We start from the raw sequence: 20,599 nt of genomic DNA, 5'->3' as shown, positions 1-20,599 counted from the left end.
GTGTGATAATTTCGATGCTAAAAGCGAAAAATATAAAGTTTCCAATATATTTTTAACGTATTTTATGGTGATCTTTATAGAATCTAGGAATTTTTACGAATGTTAAAAAATGTGTAGATTTTCCTTGAATTTTCCTATGGGGGGGGGGTACAACTGTATACGTGCTTTGCAGTAGTGCACTGTATTATTTTGCATTTGAGCGTTTGGAGCGAATTTAACTACTGGTTTTGGGGAAGCTAGGTATGCTTACGTTTATTTAACGCTTGCACAATAGTTTTCATCAGTAGTTTCGAGTCGGCTTACGTTTATTTACGTAACTTGATTGCGCGCTTTTTGCTTGCAATGCAGTGTTCTGCACCCCGGGCAATGCTTGTTGGCTTATAAAACCAACAAGCATGAGTATTCGAGCAGCTTTTAGATTTTAAGAAATCGAGGCGTTAGAATGTCACGGCTTCATGGCTGTTTCTCTAACCTTATATGTGCAGCTTGTAGTTTTGTTAACCGTCATCGTGCGATTGACGATGCTAGTGATTCTATAACTTCGCTAAAATCTAAAAGGTGCACTGAATGGTGCTCTAGTGCTAACGCTTCTAAATTGTATTACATTCGTAGCGCGGCTCTTGCGTTGATTGTTGCCGTGGCGACTATTCTTGCTGTTCTCGTTGTGCCAGCTAAGCCTGCAAGCGCTGCGCAGGTTATGTGGTCGTATGGTGGCTATGGATATTTTACTGCTAATGGTAATGGTATTGGTAATGCTGTTGAAAATATTCATATTACGCCAACGCTTACTAAGGACTCTAGTGGTACTCATGTGAAGTATGAAATATATTTTAACTATGCTTTTCTTGAGCATTTAGATCCTCAGCCTAGACAGCGTATTCCAGCGCGAGTCACTTTTTACGTAGATCTTCCAAAACAGCTTATTACAGACACTATTAGAGTGAAAAGAGATAGGCGAAACCTTTACGAGAAAAAGTGGAATACCTGGTCAACTCAGAATGATAATGACACACCAGAAACAATGAAAACTTGGGATAAATATTGGGGGCATACTTGGACAATTTCTCGTTGGCATTATACGTATGGTAAGAGCGATTTTAATGATCAATGGGAAGATACTGTTGGTAATGGTCATTTTGGCTGTGGATATAATGTTGATTCTGAGTCTAAATTTAAGAATTACAGTTTATGCGAAATAAAGAAGTGGCATGACAATGGCGACTTTGGTATAATGCTGCGTTCATATGAAAGTGCTAATTCTACGACTTGCTACCGTTGGGTTATTACTGCAGATGTGCCAGATGGTACTGATATTCGTTACATGCCTATTATTGCTGGATACCAGTCTACTAATGCTCAATCTCATGAGCGTGATTATGCAACTTATGGTCCTTATGATCATGATGGTGATGGCATACCAGATAACGTGGAGTGGGATAATAGTACCGATCCAACTAAGCCTGGTGGGTTGCATTTTGAGGAGTCGGAGGATTCGCAGCCTCGTCAAGCTTCTTCTGTGAGAGCTTATACTGATGATGGTCACTGGCAAGAGAATGATGGTGATTACTTCAATAATAAGGGTAGTTTTGTTCCTGATTATGGTAGTGATCATAAAAGAGGTAAACTATACGATCATATTCCTAAGAATCTTACTTATTCTATTGATGGTAACTCTTATTTTGATAACAATAAGAGTTACAATGCTCAAGTTACTTTTGATGATCCTAATAGTCCGAAGCCAGAGACTTTGCAACAAGGTCATGCGTGGATTGACAAGTCCACAGGTAAAGTGTATTTTAACCCAGCGAATTCGCATAAGAATCATACAGTTTATATACCGATTAAAGTAACGTACCCTAATCCAAATAAGTACAACTGTAATCATACTCAGCCTTTTTCAGAGACGGTTGTAGCTAAATTCCATGTTTGGCCTATGTCTCATTTTTATAAGCCTGTGTATCCAGATTATGATAAAAAACAGGTGCAAGCTGGAAAATCAATTACGTCGGTTCCAAAAAATGAGGGGATTACTAAAGGTGATTTTCCGAAAGGTACTAGGTTTGAGCTTGGTACAAATAATAAGTATTCGAGTCCAGTGCTTTCTTGGTCAAAAATGACTAATGCTAGTACTGGTGAAGTAACTTTTACTCCAAGTAAACCTCAAGATCCTAAGAATTATGATACTCCTGTAATTGCTTACTATCCTGATGGTTCAAGTACTAAGGATAATGGTCAGGTTTATGCTCACGTTAAAGTAACTCCACTTACTGTAGGCAATAACGACTTAGGTTTTTCTATTGCTGAGGGTGCAGGTATGCACGATTACGGTAGTAACTATTCCGACCGTATTACTTATGGTTCGTATCATACGGATCATTACACGAATCTCGATAAAGATAAGCCGATAGACAAGAATAGGCTTCTTATACCTGACGCGTGGTCTGCTAACAATAAGTATCCGATTAAATTCCGCGCTATTTGCCACGAAGAAAATAAGGATAATTATACGCTTCTTAAGTGGGATGAAGCGAAAAACAAGTCTGTTGGTGATGTTAACGGATTAAAGTTTACAGCTTTTCATCAATGGAAAATCGCTACAGAAGATGAAGAAAACAAGTGCAGGAATAATAAAAACTGTAATCTTAATGATTTTAAGTACTCATATTTAACTAAAGATGAGTACAACACTAATACTATGGCTCGTTCTCGCGCGATTATTACTGGAACGCCTAAGAAAAGCGGTAAGTATGAGTGTCGCGTATTTGCTTTTAACAATGCTGATAGTCTTAAGGGTTTCGATGACATAATTGGCAATGACACTGGCGGAAGTGTTTTTTATAAGAAAATGCTATTTGCTAATTATGGTACTCAGGGTGATATTAAGAATTCAAAGGGTAAAGATTGGAATGATGGCAGTTTCTACTTTAAAGTGAAGCTTAAAGACAACCAAAAGTACAACCCTACTTATACAAAGATTCCTGAGTTTGTTGCTGGCAGTGTGCCTAGTGGTTCTATAGGTAATATAAGTACAGATCAGCCTAAGAGCATGAAGAAGATTACTGTTGGCGGCAAGACGGAAAACGCTAACGGTGTTCCAGATGCTGATTTAGAAGGCGTTGTTGATAACGATACGCCTCTTCCAAAGGGCACGTGGTTTAGTATCAAGAAGTTACTTAGAAAAGTAGATGACAAGAAACAGTCTAATAAGTTTACGTTGAAACAAGAGGTTGAGACTTGGTCTCAGTTTGAAGACGGCGAAAGCAATAAGTCTGAAGGCAAGGATGAAGCAAAAGATAAAGACCCTAATTCAAGCCGCGAATACGGCGCTGTAACCTTCCGTCCAACAAAGTGGCAAGATGCTGGCGAATACTTGGCAGAGGTTGTTGTGCACTACCCAGACGGTTCTACTTCGGACGGCGATGGCTCAATCAACAAGAACCACCCTATCTACGCTAAAGTGAAGGTTACTAGACCAAATCTTCATAATCCAGATATAAAGATGCAGTTGCGTTCGCAATATAATGCAAGCGACAACTCTGTTTCTGGTGCGTGGATAAGCACATCTAAAGATCTTGCTGGAATCGATAAAGCCGCTGGCGTTACAGTCATGCGTGGCGTTGGTCTTGTGCACGACATGGGTATTGATTCTTGGGCTGAAACTGAGGTTGGACCAATTTACCAAAAGATGTTGTGCACAAAGAAAGGTGAAAATTACTGGCACGAGAATCTGCCTGGTCTTAACTTCCAATTAGGGGCGAATAGAAAAGAATGGAAGCACTCTAGCTTTAAGCAGAATGAGGATTGCAGGAAGAACAAAAACTGCAATTCAAACACGAGCGACTACTTGTATAACGATTATGTTGACAGTAATAGTGGTAATACTATGGAGCGCACACGTGCGTCTATTACGAACAAAATTGCTCCTACAAAAACGGGCGAATACTATTGCGCTATGTTTACTATGAAGAAGTCTCTTGAAAAAGCTTACGTTAACAATAATCTGGACACTCATTCGCATAGTCGTAACGGCGTAAAACTTAACCTTGGTAATGCTGTAAATGGCAAGGATGTTACAGTGTTATTCTTCCCAGTGTACGTGGTGGAACCGTTCAAATTACCAAAGACGGGCGGCATGAACTGGAACATGCTTCTTAGTGGTGTTGTGTTTGTTGGCACTTCTCTGATGTTTATTGCGTTGCTGCTTGATCCAAAGCAAGTGGGGACGTGCGCTCATCGCTGAGGTTATCAATATTATTAAAGTTTTTATCCGCAAAACCGCTAGAAAATGGCGCATTGAAAGGTGGCGATGCTGATGAAAATTTTCTGCAGCGCAAAAACTGCAGTGTCAACGTTCCATGTGTTGGCAATTGCATTGCGTAGTTGCGTTACATAGTGACGTTACGCAGCTGCGTTACGCAGTGACGGCAATTATGCCGAAGCATGGTTCGGATTTAATCTTGCTGCGCGCGGCGCAAATCTTATACGCCGACAGCAGAGTTCATGCAGCTTGCAATGGCTCCGCCGACCGTGCGCAACACAAAACAGAAAACTTATCTCTTAAACCTGCTCGAAAGAGCAATAAAAAAGGAGAAATTATGAACAAGATAACTAAGCAATGCGTGGCGGCAATCGCCTCGCTCGCAATGGCTGGCACGCTGTGCGTCGCTGGCGCCGTGGTGGCTGGCAGCTCCGCTTGGGCTGTAACACCTGCAGCATCTAGTACTGATCCTGCACCGTGGGATAAATCTGCTGCCTCCAAGACTGGTACCATTACAATCACCAAGTACAAGGATGAAACCAATGACCAAGGTGTGCAGACAAAGAAAACAAAGGTTACTGGTGCAAAGTTTAAGGTAACTCCAGTTAGCAAAATAGATGGTAGTGCTATTGATCTTAAGAAGTATGATGATTGGCTAAAAGTTGCTGCTAAAGTCCCATCTCTTAACGCAAATCCTAGTTCTTTGAAAGATACTGATTTAGGTGCTGCATTACCAGAACAAACTACCAATGATGGTATTGCAACGTTCAGTAATCTTCAAATTGGCTTATACAAAGTTGAAGAAGTTAGTGTTCCAGATGGATACGAAAAGCTTCCAGAACCATTCTTCATGACTATTCCAGAGATAACCAGTGGCAAAAAAGGCACAGAATATAATTACAATCCAACTGTCGATCCTAAGAATGCATATACTAAGGATGCTATTAAGAAGACTGTTGATACTAAGGGAATGGTTGGCACAAAGGATGATTTGCTATATACCATTTCAACTTCTGTAGTCACAAATAGTGGTACGCCTGTTAAAGATCGTACGGCTGATGATTATCAGGGCTTTGCTGTGTGGGATGATGCGTTGGCTAAAGCATATGATGCCAATGCGAACGTTGTGCAGAAAGTTAAGATCGGTAATTCTGAAATTACGAATACTAAAGGCAAAGAGGATAAGTATATAGTAGCAGTTAGTAATACGCCTGATGATAATAATCGTAAGCGTATTACCGTATCGTTTACAGATACAGGTCTTGGTGAAATTGCTACGGCTCTTAAGACTTCGCCAAATGCAAAGTTAACTGTTGATCTTAAATTCACTCTTAAAGAAGGAGTTGATTCTGGCGAACTCGTTAACAAGTATGGTTATCAGCCAGGATATAAGAAAGGTACTCCTGAAAATGAAAAGCCAAAGCCTGTTAACCCAAACCCAGGTTCAGATTCCAAGGTAACTCTTGTTAAATTCAAGATTAAGAAGGTAAGCAGTACTAACGCAACTGAAGGTCTTAGGGGTGCTAAGTTTGCTGTGTTTGCAAAGAAAAATGATGCTGACGCTTGTGCGGCTGATGTTTCTCGTGCAGATGATAAGTGCAAGAGTAAGTCTTCTAAGGGCTTTGCTGATACTGAAACTGCTGATAAGACTGGTTTGACAGCAGATGGGTTTAAGGCAAAGGTTGGACAAACGTTCTACGTTGTGGAAACTAAGGCTCCAGACAACTATGTTTTGGCTCCAAAGGTTGAAGAAGTTAATATTCCTACGGAGTATACAAAAGATGCTAAGTATGATACTCAATCGCAGACGTTTATTTACTCGTTCAAGGATGTTCCAACGAGCAATAACATCGACCACTGGTTCAAGCTTCCTAAGACTGGTGCTTACGGCGTGATTATCTTCGCCATCATCGGTTTGGGCTTGGTTGGCGCTGGTACATTCATGTACATGCGCAACAATCGCAAGAAGGAAGAAGAACAGGCTGCCTGATTTGCTCAGTTTGATGAGTAAATCATAAACGATTGAGTCTATAACGATTGAGTCTAGGGCAAAAACCCTAGACTCAATCCTATGTGGACTGTTAAAGCAACAAAACCCGTCGTTTTCCGCTTTTTGTTGTTGATTTTGTGGTTTTAAGCAACATTTTCGGTAAGTTTTTCCCGATTTTGTTGTTAATTTTGCCGTTTTGAGCAACAAAAAGCACAAAATCCCACTGCGTTTGTAGCAAAATCAAACCAAATATTATCTTTCATTAAATAGCTTGAGCTTGGAGGAGTTATGAAGCTAGCCGATATTAGCAATTGGTGCCGCTTGTTGAGCGAGCGCGCTGTTGCTAAATTGTTTAAGAATAAGGCGAAGCGTACCTCCAGTGTGGCTAGCACGAGCAGTGTGGCTAGCACGAGCAATGTGGCTGGTGCGAGTGGCGTGGCTGCGGAAAAGTCGCTAGCAACCGAAGAGCAAACTCCACGATCCAACTCAAGCAAAAAAATAAACCAAAAAACACAGAAAAACTTAAAAACACAAAAAACCTTTATACATCGCATTATAGAGCCGATTGCGTTAGTGCTAGCAGGCGTATTGTTCTTCAGCTACCCAGTGGCGTCAACACTGTGGAACAACCACGTGTCTAAACAAATTTCTATAGATTACGACAAAGTAAGTTACAATCAGGCCGCTGGCGTGCGAGAATCTATTCTAAGAAGTGCGCGAAAATACAATGCGCGCAGAAAAAAATTCTTTACAGCCGACCCGTATGACGGCAGTGACAATTACAAAAAAACAGTAGACTATAAGTCATATATCAAACAACTAGACGAACCAATGGGAATTATGGGAATCATAAAAATCCCGAAAATTGGCGTAAAACTACCAATTTATCATGGCACTTCGCGCGATGTTCTAGCTCGCGGAGCAGGGCATTTGTATGGTACAGATTTACCTGTGGGCGGCAAAAACAGGCATACCGTTATTACAGCTCATACTGGATTGCCTACAGCAACCATGTTTGACGGTTTAATCGACATGAAGCGTGGAGACTACTTCTACATTGATGTACAGGGCGATACAATGCGCTACAGGGTGTTTCGCATTAGTGTTGTAAACCCGCAGGATATCAGTTTGCTGCAGCGTGAGCCTGGGCGCGATTTGGCGACTTTGCTTACATGCACGCCGTATGGTGTGAACTCGCATAGGCTACTGGTTACGGGGTATCGCGTGCTGCCGGACCCAGCGCACGCTCCAGAAGATCATCTTCAGTGGCCGCTTTGGATGACGCTGTTTGTAGCTGCTATGATTCTTTCGCTGTTGATAATTTCAATCATGGTAACTGGGTACTTACAAAAGCGTAAGAATAAATCAGATTTGCGCGGCAAACACATACTGCGCGAGACCTGCCTTCGCGATTAAAGCGTAACGCGCGAACGATTTTCCCGAGATTGTTTACGTATTTGGTGGTTTTGGGAACAAACGCGGGGAAAAAATAAACAAACATGGGAGAAGTACGCTAACCAAGAAAAGCGGAAAGTGGGCGATGAGGGACTCGAACCCCCGACATCCACCGTGTAAAGGTGGCGCTCTAGCCAGCTGAGCTAATCGCCCGCTTGAAACAAGATACAGTATGGTGTGTACTAGATGCGTGATTCGCGATTTGCGTGTGTCTTTCAGAGTTTGTGTTTTGCGTTTTGAAGCGTCTTAACAATCGCGTAGAGTATATTCAATAATGATATGTTCAGGAGGTCTATTGTTTATGGCAAGTAAACCCGATACTGCGCGTAATTCTTCTGGTATTGAGCGCGTAGGTAAGCGCAAGAAGGGTTACAGCGTAGAGCAAGTTAATGATTTTCTTGAGCGTGCCCATTCTTTGTATGAGTCCGACGACATTCGTCTTACACAAAAAGATATTCAAGACGTGTCCTTCGATTTAGAAGATGAAGGATACGCTATTCCTCAAGTTGATGCGGCTCTTTCTAGGTTGGAACGTGCTGTTGTAGATAAAACAACCGAATACGAAATTTCTCATCGCGGTAGAATCGTTTGGAAAGCACAAGCCGATAGTGAATACCGTGTTTTGCTTAATCATTCTCAGCGTGATTACAAGATGCGTTTTGATTCTGGTCAATCTCGCAAGCCTTCGTATGATAAAAAACAGGTCGATAATGTTGTTAATAAGACCTTAGATAAGATTTCTATTCTTCTTGGATATAAGCCAACGTGGGGTAATAGTTCAAGCGATCTTGATGGCATTGACGCAATGTTTGTTTCTAACGTGTTGTTTACACAGCGTTCTGGTAAACATGGATATGATGAGCGTCAAGTGGATTATTATTTGAACGCTTGCATACGATTGCTTAGTAGGCTTGAATCTTACGATCGTGTTTCTAAGTACCTAGATTTTGATTCTAATGGTGCTGCCGCATCTTCTGTTAACGCAGCATATAGTCAGACGACGCCACAGCCTGTGCAATCTGCAAATCCTATGCCTCCATCTGTTCCCGTTGAGCATAATGCGGATTCGTTTGTAGTAAATCCTGTTCAAAATACTGTTGAAGCAGATAATCCTGTTGCAAATGATATTTTTTCTAGAACTACAGTTGATGAAGTAGATTCGCATCATATTAGTGCAGATAGTGTGCCAGTCGTTGAGCATGTGGCAGGTAGTGATAATAGTTCTGCACAGCATATTGAAGATATGCCTCAAGATAGGCAAAGCATTTTCGCACCTGTAGACAACAGTGTTGATAACAATAGTGGTGCTTCTCTTAACGATTTGCACCATGGGGATAGGGCTATTTTTACGCCTCATTCTGCTAATGTAGAGCCTAATGATGATACTGATGACGAGATGTCTCAGGCTTCTACTGTTATGCCTCCTACGTTCCCACCATCGTATGCTCCGAAAGATTCCTATTCGCAGACTTATACAAGAGACAGTGCTATTCCAGCTGCACCTAGCCAAGATTCTTATAGTCAGAATCATGTTAATGCTGCTAATGCTAATGCTGTTAATACTAAAGATGATGATAAGAATGATTCAAAGAATAGTGCTTCAAACCCTGTTGGTGATTTGAATTTGTCTCTTCTTGCATCTCCTAAATTTGAGCCGTCGCAAAGTCTCAATCTAGATATTCCAGATCTTTCATTCCCAGTTATGAATCATTTTAATGCTTCTTCTGAAGATTTTAATGCTAACAATGCTGGCAATAATGATTCAGATGATTTGGATGATACTGGCGAATCTAATTTCGGTGGTTTTGTGAATCCAAGCCACAACTGATCTATAAAAATACTTTGGATTAGCAGATTAAGAGTTTTTGATTTTCATGCCGTTGTATAACGATGAGGCTGTAGTTCTTAAGACTTTTCCTTTAGGAGAAGCGGATAGAATTGTAGTTATGCTTACTAAAAAGCATGGTAAGATTCGTGCTGTTGCAAAAGGTGTTAGGAAAATAAAATCTCGTTTTGGGGCGCGTTTAGAACCTTTTATGCGTGTGAATGCACTTTTTGCTACTGGAAGAACTTTTGATGTTGTTTCTCAAGCAGTTTTAGTTTCTGCTTATGCTGAGAGCATTTGTGCTGATTATGATTTGTATAGTCGTGCTAGCATGATTGCTGAAATCGCAGATGATTTGGTTTCGTCTTCTGCACAGTATCAGGATTCTTGTATGCAATACAATCTGCTAGTTGCAGCCTTATCTGCTCTTTCTAGGGGATTGCATAGTGCTGATTCAATTGGATTCTCATATGTTTTAAGAGCGTTAAAACTAGCCGGCTGGTCTCCTATGCTTAATGAATGCGTAGTTTGTGCAACTAAAGATGATTTATCATATTTTTCCTCTTGTTCTGGAGGAGTTATGTGTTCTAAAGATCATGATTTGCAGTCAATTAAGTGTAATGATTTAGCACGTTTTCAAATGATTTCTTTGATTAATGGCGATTGGAAGAATATAGACGGAACAGATATTGATTATTTAACGTATAGATGCGTTGAGCAGTGGTGTGAATATTATCTTGAGCGTCCAATTAAATCAATGCATTTATTAGAAAATAATATGTGATTTAATATAGCTTTTTTAGCGTCTTATTTAACGTTTTTGTGAACGTTTTAGTGAGCGTTTTTGTTAATTTTTTGTTTGAATTTTATAATAATTGTCCTCGCTGTCTGATGCAATAATGATTGATATCAGACACGGGTGCTCTTTCAAAGAGCTGAGAAGATTACTGTCTAACCGTTTAACGTGATTCGGTTAATGCCGACGTACGGAGTTTTCTGCAGGGTCGCCTTTGTTTGATAACTGATAATGAAAGGAGACCCTAATGGGTGCATCTGTTGAAGAAGAAACCGTGCGTCCATCTTTGCGATGGAATGTAGCTGATATTACGCTCACGGTTGTTGTAGCTGTAGCTTGGTATTATCTTCTGGGGTATCGGTTTGATTAGCGAGCCTATTTCTGCTGCTCTTAAGCTTATTCCAGTTCCAGGAGTCAGCGCATTGTACTACGGTTTGTTCTATTTTGCTGGTCCTTTGGCTGCTATTATGGTTCGCAAGCCAGGTGCAGCATTGTTCGGTGAGTTTATTGCTGCAATGGTTGAGTTGACTGTTGGAAGCCACTGGGGTGGTATCGGTACCGTTCTTCCTGGATTTGTTCAGGGCTTGTTCGCTGAATTTGCATTCTTGTTCTTCATGTATCGCAAGTGGAATGTTGGCTTAAGCGCACTTTCTGGCGCATTAGCTGGTTTGGGTGGAATCGTTTCAACCTACCCGTTCTACTATGCAGGTGTTCCAATCTTTGGTTCATTCATGGTGATTCACACTATTTGCAGCATGATTTCTGGTGCTGTAATCGGTGGCGTTTTGATGTGGTACTTGTATAAGGGTATTGCTGCCACTGGCGCATTGAGCCGCTTTGCTTCTGGCAAAGAAGTGCGCGCCTGATTTTACGGGTAAGATTACAAGTAAAATCAACTTATAAATTTGATTTGTGGGCGGGGATTAATTACCTCGCCCATTTTTGTAAAGTCGCAAGTTAAATCGCAAGTTAAGTTGCAAATAAAAGTCAAAATAAAATCACAAATAATAAAATCACAAATCACTATAAAACAAAGGAGTTAATATGCTAAGAGTACGTCTTGAATATGTGCATCCATGGACGAATCACGCAGGTATGTATCTTGCAAGAAAGCGCGGATTGTATGCACAATACGGATTAGATGTAGAGTTTACAAGCACAGATACAGAGCGCGGCGATGTTCCAGCATGTTTGGAGCGTGGAGAAGTAGATATAGCTCTTGTTCGTTTAAATCAACTTTTGGCTCATCAAAATGGTGCAAACAGGCTAACGTCGTTTGCTGTAATGAATCAATCGCAAATTGGTGGAATCATAACAAATAAAAACACGGGCATTACGCGATTTAAAGATCTAGAAGGAAAGCGCGTAGTAATTCCTATGGGCGTTAAGCGCCTATACACGGAGCTTCAGCAGGCGGTTGCTGCCGACGGCGGCGATTTTAGCAAGCTGATTACAATTGACCCAGGCCCATGGGAGCCAGACATTAGAGCAGTAGAACGCGGAATGTGCGATGCTTTTATTAACGTAGCTTGGTGGGAGCCATATCAGGGTTCGCTTCCATTTGATCAAGTTGTTGTTCTTCCATTCGATTCTATTGGCGTAGCGCCGCATCATTCTTACTATTTTTGCGCTCGCCAAGAGATGATTGAGCGAAATCCGCAATTAATACGTAACTTTGCAAGCGCAACAGTTAAGGGCTATGAGATGGCAGGAAAAGACCCTCAGGCTGGTGTTGATGCTTTGCAGAATGCGCTTTGCCATATTAGCCCAGAGGCTTTGCGTGCCTCGCTAGACGAAGTGATTCCGTCTTGGTACGACAAGAATGGTCGTTGGGGCACGGCAGACATGGCTTTGGTGGAAAACTACACTCGTTGGATGGGTGAAAATGGCCACTTAAGCGTGCCTCTTGATTGCGCGCTAAAAAGTTTAGAAAACGGGTGCGTAACAAACGAGTATTTGCCAGAATAGTCGTTAGTTTTGCATAAGCAAAGTCGCCAGCAGCCGCACATGAGCTGGTTTAGCGTTAAATAATCCCGCAAAAAATGCTCGAAAAACAATGAACCTGTAGTTAAATATTTGTATAAATATGGAGCGAATATGGAAAACGAAAGCAACGACCCTCAACTAGATATTGTTGCTCAAAGATGGGCAAATGTTGATTTAGATGATGCAAATACTGTGTGCTCGCTTTTAGAGGAGCCGCTAGAAGTAGATTGCGTTTTAAGCCATAGTTTGCGCCCGATGGCTGCAGGTTCATTGCTTCGCGCGCATTACAAAGATAATGCATCAAAGCAATCTAAAAGTTTGGACGTTTATATTAAAAGATGCAGCACAAAAGTGAGGCAAGCTAGCACAATTAGACCGTATCATCGTTTTGCGGAGCATCTTTTACAAAACAAAATAAGCACACCAAAGTACTTGTATTTTAATAAAAATAGCGAGTATTTAGGTTTAGAAAAGAATACTTCTGGCGATATTTGCGTAGACGGAACTCTTCTTGTAATAGGCGATTGCGCTTACGAAGTTACTTTAAAAGCTAGTGGAGAAGACCGATACAAAGACGCGTACACTTGGGATCCGCCTAAAACGTGCGAAGAAGCCAAAAATCTTGGAGCGATGATGGCAAAAATCGCCTTAGCTTCACAAAGTTTTGACGAGCCAAATCCTAAGGAAATCAACGCTTTTCAATCAAGATTTAGTCTTTGTGCAAGCGAAGACGTGCAAAGTGATGCCGAAGTTTGGTTAAAAAATAGGCCCGATTTAGCGAAATTCTTAAAAGAACAGAATCGTGATTTTGTAAAAGATTTAAGCGAATTTGCTCCAACATGCAAAAAAATTTACGATTTGGGGTACGCGAATCTAAGAAAGCAGTGGACTCATGGAGATCCGCATATATCTAATTTTATGTGGGAAGGTAGCGCTCCAAGCGCAGTATTTGACTTTGGAATGGCGTATAGAAACACAGCAATCTACGATTTAGCAATGACTTTAGAACGCAACACAATTCAGTGGGTAGATATTGCGAATGGCAAAAAAGATTCATTTAGAACGGATTTAGTTAAGTCAATTTTGCAAGGATATGCTAGCGTTCGGCCATTAACAGATGTTGAAAAAGAGTTGCTTCCGTTTGTTCTTAGCGTAAGTCAAATTGAGCAATGCGTAGAATTTGTAGACTATTATTTAAAGTCAAATGGATCTTACGACTTTAAAATTTGGGGCTACGATACTGGGTTCTTAGAGCACGCTAGATGGTATAAATCTAGTTACGGAGAGCAATATTTAAACGCTTTAATAGAGATTTTGCGAGAAATATAAATATAGAGGATTTTGGCGGATTTTTTATCTGATTTAGCTGGCTTTTATTAAGCTTTGCAAAACGGGTTTAAGTATTCGTTCAATGGGGTTGTTAGATTTTAACTATGAGTTTTGAAAACGTTGACTACACTTCGTTAAATATTCCAGCAGCTCCATTTAGTGATCCTAGCCGCGTGCCAGATTTTCCTAAAGGCAAAGTTCCTCGACATGTAGGCGTGATTATGGACGGCAATGGCAGATGGGCTAAAGAGCGCGGAATGATTCGCACCGAAGGGCATAAAGCGGCGGAGCCAGTGGTTTTCGACACTATTGCAGGAGCCATAGAAGCAGGTGTTCGCTATTTGAGCTTGTACACGTTTTCTACGGAAAATTGGAAAAGATCTCCTCAAGAAGTGCATTTTTTGATGGGATTTTCTAGAGATATTATTCACCGCAGGGTTGCGCAAATGAACGAGTGGGGAGTGCGCGTGCGCTGGGCCGGAAGACGGCCAAAATTGTGGAAGTCTGTTATTGACGAGTTGGAAAAAGCTCAAGAGATAACGAAAAATAACACTACGATTGACGTTGTTTTTTGCTTAAACTATGGTGGTCGCGCGGAAATCGCAGACGCTTGCGCGGCAATTGCTAGGGAAGTTAAAAGCGGCAAAATTAAGGGCGATCGCATTAGTGAGAAGATGATTGCTGAACACTTGTATAACCCAGATATTCCAGATTGCGATCTTGTGATTCGCACTTCGGGAGAGCAGCGCACTAGCAACTTTTTGCCTTGGCAAGCGTCTTATGCTGAGCTTGATTTTGTGCCAGAACTTTTCCCAGATTATGGTCGCGAAGCGCTGTGGAGGTCAATTGACCGTTATGCGCATCGCGACCGCAGGTTTGGTGGCGTAAAAAACGCTTAAACTTATCTGTTAGTAGAATTAATTTATTAGTCGCAAGCTAGCCATGCGCAAGCTGCTACAACAGCTGATTCAAGTCCACGATTTAGAGTTGGTTGCAAATCTGGAGCAAAAGCTGGATTGTGATTTCCAGGAGCATTTTTCATGTCTTCAAATCCACCTAATCCCCAGTATGCGTAAGGTGTATTGAAAGCGTTCGCGACTATAGAAAAATCTTCCGAAGCAGAAGCGCGCGAAATATTTACAGAGTCTTCTCCAAAGTATTCATCAAAAGCTTTACGCACGCGCAAAGACGCATTCTTATCATTATTCGTAAGCGGATAGCGGTCATAGTATGTAAATTCTGGTTTCTTAGGACATCTTGCAAGCTCGCACTCTCCACGCACAATTCGTTCAATAGCATTGTGTACAAATTTTTGAGTATCTTCGCTATAAGTTCTTGTGTTAATTAAAAGCTCGGCATCATCAGGAATAATATTCGACTTACTTCCTGCATTAAGCGCACCAACTGTAACAATTGCGTAATCTTTAGCTGCAAGTTCGCGAGAAACAATCGTCTGCAATTTCAACACAATAGACGAAGCTAAAACCACAGGGTCAACGCTTAATTCTGGCATAGATCCATGTGAACCTTTACCAAAAATGTGCACGCGAATCGAAGCTGCAGTAGTTAAGAACGCGCCCGAACGAATACCGACTGTTCCTGCAGGAATAGCACCCAACACATGCTGACCAAGGTAAACGTCAGGCTTTGCAATCATGCTCGTAATGCCATTTTCCACCAAGTATTTTGCGCCTTGAGCTGTTTCTTCTCCAGGCTGAAAAACGCCAATGTACGTTCCTCTCCAAGCATCTTTATGCTTGTTAAAAGCCTTCAAGGCGCCAAGTAGGCTGGAAATATGAAAATCGTGACCGCAAGCGTGTGAAACTCCAACCGTTTTGCCATTTTCGTCTTGCGTGCTAACTGTTGAAGTATAATCTTTCCCTGAATTTTCTTTAATTGGAAGCGCATCAATATCCGCTCTCATAGCAACAACAGGACCTTCGCCGTTTTTAATCTCTGCCACAATGCCTGTCTTGCCAACTCGCTTTGTTTCAATCCCAGCCTTGCTAAGAATATCAATAATTGTTTGAGCTGTATGATCTTCTTTCATTGACAGTTCAGGATGTTGATGAAAGTATTTGTATTGTCTTTCTCGTTCTGATTGGGTTTCATCTAAATCGGATAATATCTTCTGAACTGCCGTAAGTTGCAGCATAAATTCCTGCTTTCTTTTGTTTTATTATAACTTTGTTGAGTTTTGAGATTATTTGATTTTAGTTTTATTTTTCTTTATTTCGTTCTTCGAGAATCTTGTCTACAAGAGCAGCTTTTGCGTCGATTTGATCGCTAAAACCAGGACGAATGTCTAACTTTAAAATAACGCCTGTGCGATAGCCTTTTTCAACAAGAACCATAGTTGCGTCTTTTACAACGCGCATAACATCGTCGAATTCGCCTTCGATATTTGTAAACATTGCGTTCGTTTCGTTTTTTAATCCAGAATCACGAATCACTTTAACGCAATCTGCTACATATTCGCTAAGTTCTTCCCCAACTCCGCTAGGAGCAATGCACAATGCTGCAACTGTATTAGTTTTGTGGCAATTCTTGTTATTGCAAGTATCGCAAGTATTGTTATCAGTGTTTTCGCTCATTTTAAATCCTCTCAAAGTGAAAAATATGTGTTGCAAAATTATGCTTACACTTTATTGTATTCGTTTAGCTTATATATGATGCTTATATATGTTGCTTTAGCGTCACAGGGTTTTTCTATAATAAACACCGTTTTCACCCAAATTTTCTAGATTTACGAAAAAGGTGTATTGTGGCTGTTTCAAAGCTTGATGAAGTCGTATCCTTGGCTAAGCGTCGAGGATTTGTGTTCCCAGCTGGCGAGATTTATGGTGGTACGCGTTCTGCTTGGGATTATGGTCCTTTGGGCGTTGCGTTAAAAGACAATATTAAGCGCGAATGGTGGCGTTATATGGTCACTACGCGTGGCGATGTTGTTGGAGTGGATACTTCTGTTATTTTGCCTTCCCAAGTTTGGGTTGCGTCTGGTCACGTTTCTGTGTTCAATGATCCTTTGATTGAGTGCTTGAATTGCCATAAGCGTCATCGTGCAGATAAGCTCGAAGAATCCTATGCCGAAAAGCACGGCGACAAAATGCCAGAAAATGGCTTGAAAGACATTGCTTGCCCAGATTGCGGCACTCGCGGAAACTGGACGGAGCCTCGCGATTTCAACATGATGCTTCGCACGCATTTAGGACCAGTTGAAGACGAAAACAGCTTGCACTACTTGCGCCCAGAAACAGCTCAAGGCATTTTTGTTGACTTTAAGAACGTTATGACTGCTACACGCCAAAAGCCACCATTTGGCATTGCGAATATTGGTAAGTCTTTCCGTAATGAAATCACTCCTGGAAACTTCATCTTCCGCACTCGCGAGTTTGAGCAAATGGAAATGGAGTTCTTCGTAGAGCCTGGAACAGACGAAGCTTGGCATCAATATTGGATTGATACACGCGTAAATTGGTATGTTGATTTGGGTGTAAAGCCTGAAAATTTGCGTATGTATGAGCATCCTAAAGAGAAGTTAAGCCATTATTCCAAGCGCACTGTAGATATTGAATACAAATTCGGCTTCCAAGGATCTGACTGGGGAGAGCTTGAAGGTATTGCAAACCGTACCGACTACGATTTGTCTGCTCACGCTAAGCATTCTGGCGAGGATTTGAGCTACTTCAATCAGGCTACTGGCGAAAAGTATGTGCCTTACGTTATTGAGCCTGCTGCTGGTCTTACGCGTTCGCTTATGGCATTCTTGGTTGATGCTTACGACGTTGACGAAGCTCCAAACACTAAGGGCGGAGTTGACAAGCGTACTGTTCTTAGACTTGACCCTCGCTTGGCTCCTGTTAAAGCTGCAGTTTTGCCTTTGAGCAAGAAGCCAGAATTGCAATCCGTGGCTCAGGATTTGGCTGCGGATTTGCGTCAGCATGATTGGGTTATCGATTACGATGAGGCTGGTGCTATTGGTCGCCGCTACCGTCGTGAGGATGAGATTGGTACTCCTTTGTGTGTAACAGTTGATTTTGATACTTTGGAAGATCATGCTGTCACAATCCGCGAGCGCGACACTATGCAACAAGAGCGCGTTTCCTTAGATAAGGTTGCAGATTACGTAGCAAGCCGCATTAACGAAAAGCGCGTTAAGTATCCGCAAGGTCCTGTAGAGATTGTTGGTACTCGCGCTGCAGACGGTGGTGTGGATGTTTCTAAAGAAAACGGTGTTGATGAATCGCAGCCTGTAAAGATTGCTCAGGCTGGCGGCTTGTATTAATACTCGTATAGTGAAAAATCGCTAATAAACAAAAACAAAATATATTAAAGTGAATGGAGTTAAAGCAATATGGATTTTTCTATTAAACCAGTAGATTTAGGGAAAATTCATATTGCAACTCCTGTTGTTTTATCTCCAATGGCTGGTATTACTAACTGGCCTTTTCGAGTGATTTGCCGCGAATATGGTCCGGACGGGCTTTACGTAGCAGAAATGATTACAGCTCGCGCATTAGTTGCAAGGAATCCTAAAGCCTTGCGTTTATGCCGTTTTGCGCCTAACGAAAAAGTGCGTTCTTTGCAACTTTACGGAGTAGATCCTTCTATTGTAGAGCTTGCTGCTCGAATTGTTGTTGATGAGAACATGGCGGATCACGTTGACTTAAACTTTGGATGCCCAGTTCCTAAAGTTACAAGGCGTGGCGGCGGTTCTGCTCTTCCTTGGAAAACAGATTTACTTCAAGAGATTTTGCATCGTGTTGTTTCTGTTTGTGATCCAGCAGGAATTCCTGTTACAGCTAAGTTCCGCGTTGGTATTGACGAAAATCATGAGACTTTTATGCAAGCTGGTCATATTGCGCAAGAAGAAGGATGTGCTGCTGTAACTTTGCACGCGCGTACCACTGCAGAATATTATGGTGGTCATTCTGATTGGAGTCGTATTGCTGAGCTTGTAAATGCTTTGGATATTCCTGTTTTTGGTAATGGCGATATTTGGGGTGCGGATGACGCTCTTGCAATGTTTAAAGAAACAGGATGCGCAGGCGTTGCTATTGGCCGCGGATGCCAGGGGCGTCCTTGGATTTTTGCTGATATTCGTTCTGCTTGCAATGGAAGCAACGATCGCGTTAATCCAAGTCTTGGTGAAGTTTGCAAGGTGATTTTAAGACATCTTGAGCTTTTAGTCGAGTTTTATGATGGCGACGAGCGAATGGCTGTTCATGACTTGCGCAAGCATATTGCTTGGTATTTGAAAGGCTTCCCAGTTGGTGGAGGAACTCGTAAGAGTTTTATGGAATGTGAGTCTATTGAGGGTGTTCAGCGTAATATTGATGCGTTAGATTCTTCGCTAAAGCTTCCTGAGCAAGTTTTAGACACGCCGCGTGGTCGAGTTCGTTTTGCGAAAAAAGTTCATTTGCCATATGGGTGGTTGGATTCTCGAATAACTTCTCATAGTGAGCGTGAGGAGTTGTTTGGCGATGATCCAATGGATGCAAGTTACTAGGTTTTACTAGTGTTTTCTAGGGTTTTTGAGTATATAAAACATAATATAAACTACTGCTTAATATTTTAAACTTTTGTTAATAAAACGCATTAATGATTTGCGTATAGCACGGTGTATTATCGAATCGGTGACATTTTTTCAGTTTTTATTCATAAAACGCCGCCATTATCGAGCGTTTTGCGCTAAAGTAATGCGTAAACGTGCGTGTGAGTGACAGGAGACAACGGTGAGCGAGATTGCCCAGACTGACAATTTCAACGACAAAACCATAATCAAGGTAGTCGGCGTCGGTGGAGCCGGTGGTAACGCCGTCAACCGAATGATCACCGAGGGTTTGCAGAACGTAGAATTTGTGGCTATTAACACTGATGCCAAGGATTTGTTGCGTTCTGATGCTGACGTGAAGATTTCATTATCTGACGCTTCGAGTCGAGGATTAGGAGCAGGTGCTGACCCAGAAAAAGGCGCTAAAGCTGCTCAAGATCATCAATCTGACATTGAAGAAGCATTAAAGGGCGCCGATATGGTGTTCGTAACCTGCGGAGAAGGCGGTGGAACTGGTACGGGTGCAAGCCCTATTGTTGCCCGCGCTGCACACCAGCAAGGTGCTTTGACAATCGCAGTAGTTACGCGTCCATTCGGTTTTGAAGGACCTCAGCGTGCTGCATCAGCAAAACTTGGTATTGAGAATCTTCGTAAAGAAGTAGACGCTTTGATTGTGATTCCAAACGATCGTTTGTTGGAAATTTCAGATCGAACCATCGGAATTATTGAAGCTTTTAAGACTGCAGATACCGCATTGCTTGCAGGCGTTCAGGGTATTACAGATTTGATTACCATGAATTCTTATATTCATGTTGATTTCTCTGATGTTACCGCTGTTCTTCGCGGTGCAGGAACTGCGCTATTTGGTATTGGTGCAGCGAAGGGTGAAGACAGAGCTACGCAAGCTGCAGAAATTGCTATTAGCTCTCCATTGCTTGAAGAAAGCATTGAAGGTGCTCATGGTGCTTTGATTAATATTGCTGGTCCAAGTGATTTGAAGCTTCAAGAAGCAAGTGCTGCAACAGAGCTTGTTCGTAAGGCAATACATCCAGAAGCGCAGATTATTTGGGGTCTTTCTTTGGACGATTCTTATGGAGACGAGGTTCGTGTTACTGTTATTGCAGCTGGTTTCGATTCTCATCCTAAGTCTGAAGACAGCAAAGCAGGTGCTTTCGTAGATATGCAGGCAGGAGTCGATTCTGTGGCTCCAGCTCATTCCACTACTACTGCTCCTTCTAAGCCTGTGGACACTGTTGAAACCGCGGAACCTGTTTCTTCTATGTTTGATTCTGTTGATCCAGTTAAGCAATATCAAACACAGGCTACTCAAGTGAAGCCTCAAGACGAACCAGACGAGCTGGATATTCCTGATTTTCTGCGTTAAGCATAACTAGGGGAGGGCATCT

At 41.8% G+C, this 20,599-nt stretch carries 12 protein-coding genes, 1 tRNA gene, 2 pseudogenes and 1 riboswitch; of the genes and pseudogenes, 12 read left to right on the top strand and 3 right to left on the bottom strand.

From position 1 onward, the window contains the following. Positions 1-442: 442 nt before the first annotated feature. From HXT55_RS05670 to HXT55_RS05660, 3 genes and pseudogenes are all read left to right on the top strand, one after another. Positions 443-4,313 (top strand): annotated as a pseudogene (locus HXT55_RS05670) (Rib/alpha-like domain-containing protein). 282 nt (positions 4,314-4,595) lie between these two features. Next, entirely contained in the window at positions 4,596-6,248 is a 1,653-nt protein-coding gene (locus HXT55_RS05665) for a SpaH/EbpB family LPXTG-anchored major pilin (protein WP_064622889.1), read from the top strand. A 288-nt stretch (positions 6,249-6,536) separates the two neighbouring features. Next, the gene (locus tag HXT55_RS05660) at positions 6,537-7,664 is read left to right on the top strand and encodes a class C sortase (RefSeq protein WP_421792702.1); all 1,128 of its coding nucleotides are present in this window, start codon (positions 6,537-6,539) and stop codon (positions 7,662-7,664) included. Positions 7,665-7,782: 118 nt separating this feature from the next. Here HXT55_RS05660 and HXT55_RS05655 read toward each other — a convergent pair. Then, positions 7,783-7,856: transfer RNA gene (locus HXT55_RS05655), tRNA-Val, on the bottom strand. Positions 7,857-8,004: 148 nt separating this feature from the next. Here HXT55_RS05655 and HXT55_RS05650 point away from each other — a divergent pair. From HXT55_RS05650 to HXT55_RS05625, 6 genes and pseudogenes are all read left to right on the top strand, one after another. Further along, a complete protein-coding gene (locus HXT55_RS05650) occupies positions 8,005-9,531 on the top strand; it encodes a DivIVA domain-containing protein (RefSeq protein WP_014554714.1) in 1,527 nt (508 codons plus the stop codon). 46 nt (positions 9,532-9,577) lie between these two features. Further along, entirely contained in the window at positions 9,578-10,312 is a 735-nt protein-coding gene (gene recO / locus HXT55_RS05645) for a DNA repair protein RecO (protein WP_004115648.1), read from the top strand. A 121-nt stretch (positions 10,313-10,433) separates the two neighbouring features. After that, positions 10,434-10,536, top strand: a riboswitch (TPP riboswitch). 35 nt (positions 10,537-10,571) lie between these two features. After that, positions 10,572-11,190, top strand: a pseudogene (locus HXT55_RS05640) (ECF transporter S component). A gap of 178 nt (positions 11,191-11,368) precedes the next feature. Continuing rightward, positions 11,369-12,292 carry an ABC transporter substrate-binding protein gene (locus HXT55_RS05635; RefSeq protein ID WP_421792700.1) on the top strand — a complete coding sequence of 308 codons (924 nt, stop codon included), beginning with the start codon at positions 11,369-11,371 and terminating at the stop codon, positions 12,290-12,292. A 129-nt stretch (positions 12,293-12,421) separates the two neighbouring features. Continuing rightward, complete coding sequence (locus tag HXT55_RS05630) at positions 12,422-13,639, top strand: phosphotransferase enzyme family protein (RefSeq protein ID WP_064622856.1); 1,218 nt, start codon at positions 12,422-12,424, stop codon at positions 13,637-13,639. 104 nt (positions 13,640-13,743) lie between these two features. Then, complete coding sequence (locus HXT55_RS05625; RefSeq protein WP_004112377.1) at positions 13,744-14,538, top strand: isoprenyl transferase; 795 nt, start codon at positions 13,744-13,746, stop codon at positions 14,536-14,538. 26 nt (positions 14,539-14,564) lie between these two features. Here HXT55_RS05625 and HXT55_RS05620 read toward each other — a convergent pair whose 3' ends face one another. Then, positions 14,565-15,794 (bottom strand): M20 family metallopeptidase, encoded by a 1,230-nt coding sequence (locus HXT55_RS05620; protein ID WP_004122184.1) that lies wholly within the window; start codon positions 15,792-15,794, stop codon positions 14,565-14,567. 64 nt (positions 15,795-15,858) lie between these two features. After that, positions 15,859-16,233 (bottom strand): MTH1187 family thiamine-binding protein, encoded by a 375-nt coding sequence (locus HXT55_RS05615; protein ID WP_004112383.1) that lies wholly within the window; start codon positions 16,231-16,233, stop codon positions 15,859-15,861. A 170-nt stretch (positions 16,234-16,403) separates the two neighbouring features. On the opposite strand from HXT55_RS05615, the gene HXT55_RS05610 reads away from it, so the two are divergent. The 3 genes from HXT55_RS05610 (at position 16,404) to ftsZ (ending at position 20,577) form a co-directional block, all read left to right on the top strand. Next, positions 16,404-17,924: a glycine--tRNA ligase gene (locus HXT55_RS05610; protein WP_019261432.1), complete on the top strand. Its 1,521-nt coding sequence runs from the start codon at positions 16,404-16,406 to the stop codon at positions 17,922-17,924. A 69-nt stretch (positions 17,925-17,993) separates the two neighbouring features. Then, positions 17,994-19,148 carry a tRNA dihydrouridine synthase DusB gene (gene dusB / locus HXT55_RS05605; protein ID WP_064622858.1) on the top strand — a complete coding sequence of 385 codons (1,155 nt, stop codon included), beginning with the start codon at positions 17,994-17,996 and terminating at the stop codon, positions 19,146-19,148. Positions 19,149-19,374: 226 nt separating this feature from the next. After that, positions 19,375-20,577: a cell division protein FtsZ gene (gene ftsZ / locus HXT55_RS05600; protein WP_004574977.1), complete on the top strand. Its 1,203-nt coding sequence runs from the start codon at positions 19,375-19,377 to the stop codon at positions 20,575-20,577. Positions 20,578-20,599: the final 22 nt, after the last annotated feature.

Origin of the sequence: Gardnerella sp. KA00718 (genome assembly GCF_049244285.1) — a bacterium.
In the GTDB taxonomy this organism is placed as follows: Bacteria; Actinomycetota; Actinomycetes; order Actinomycetales; family Bifidobacteriaceae; genus Bifidobacterium; species Bifidobacterium vaginale.
Note: the sequence above shows the minus strand (reverse complement) of the source record. Positions and strands in the feature narration are given on the sequence as shown.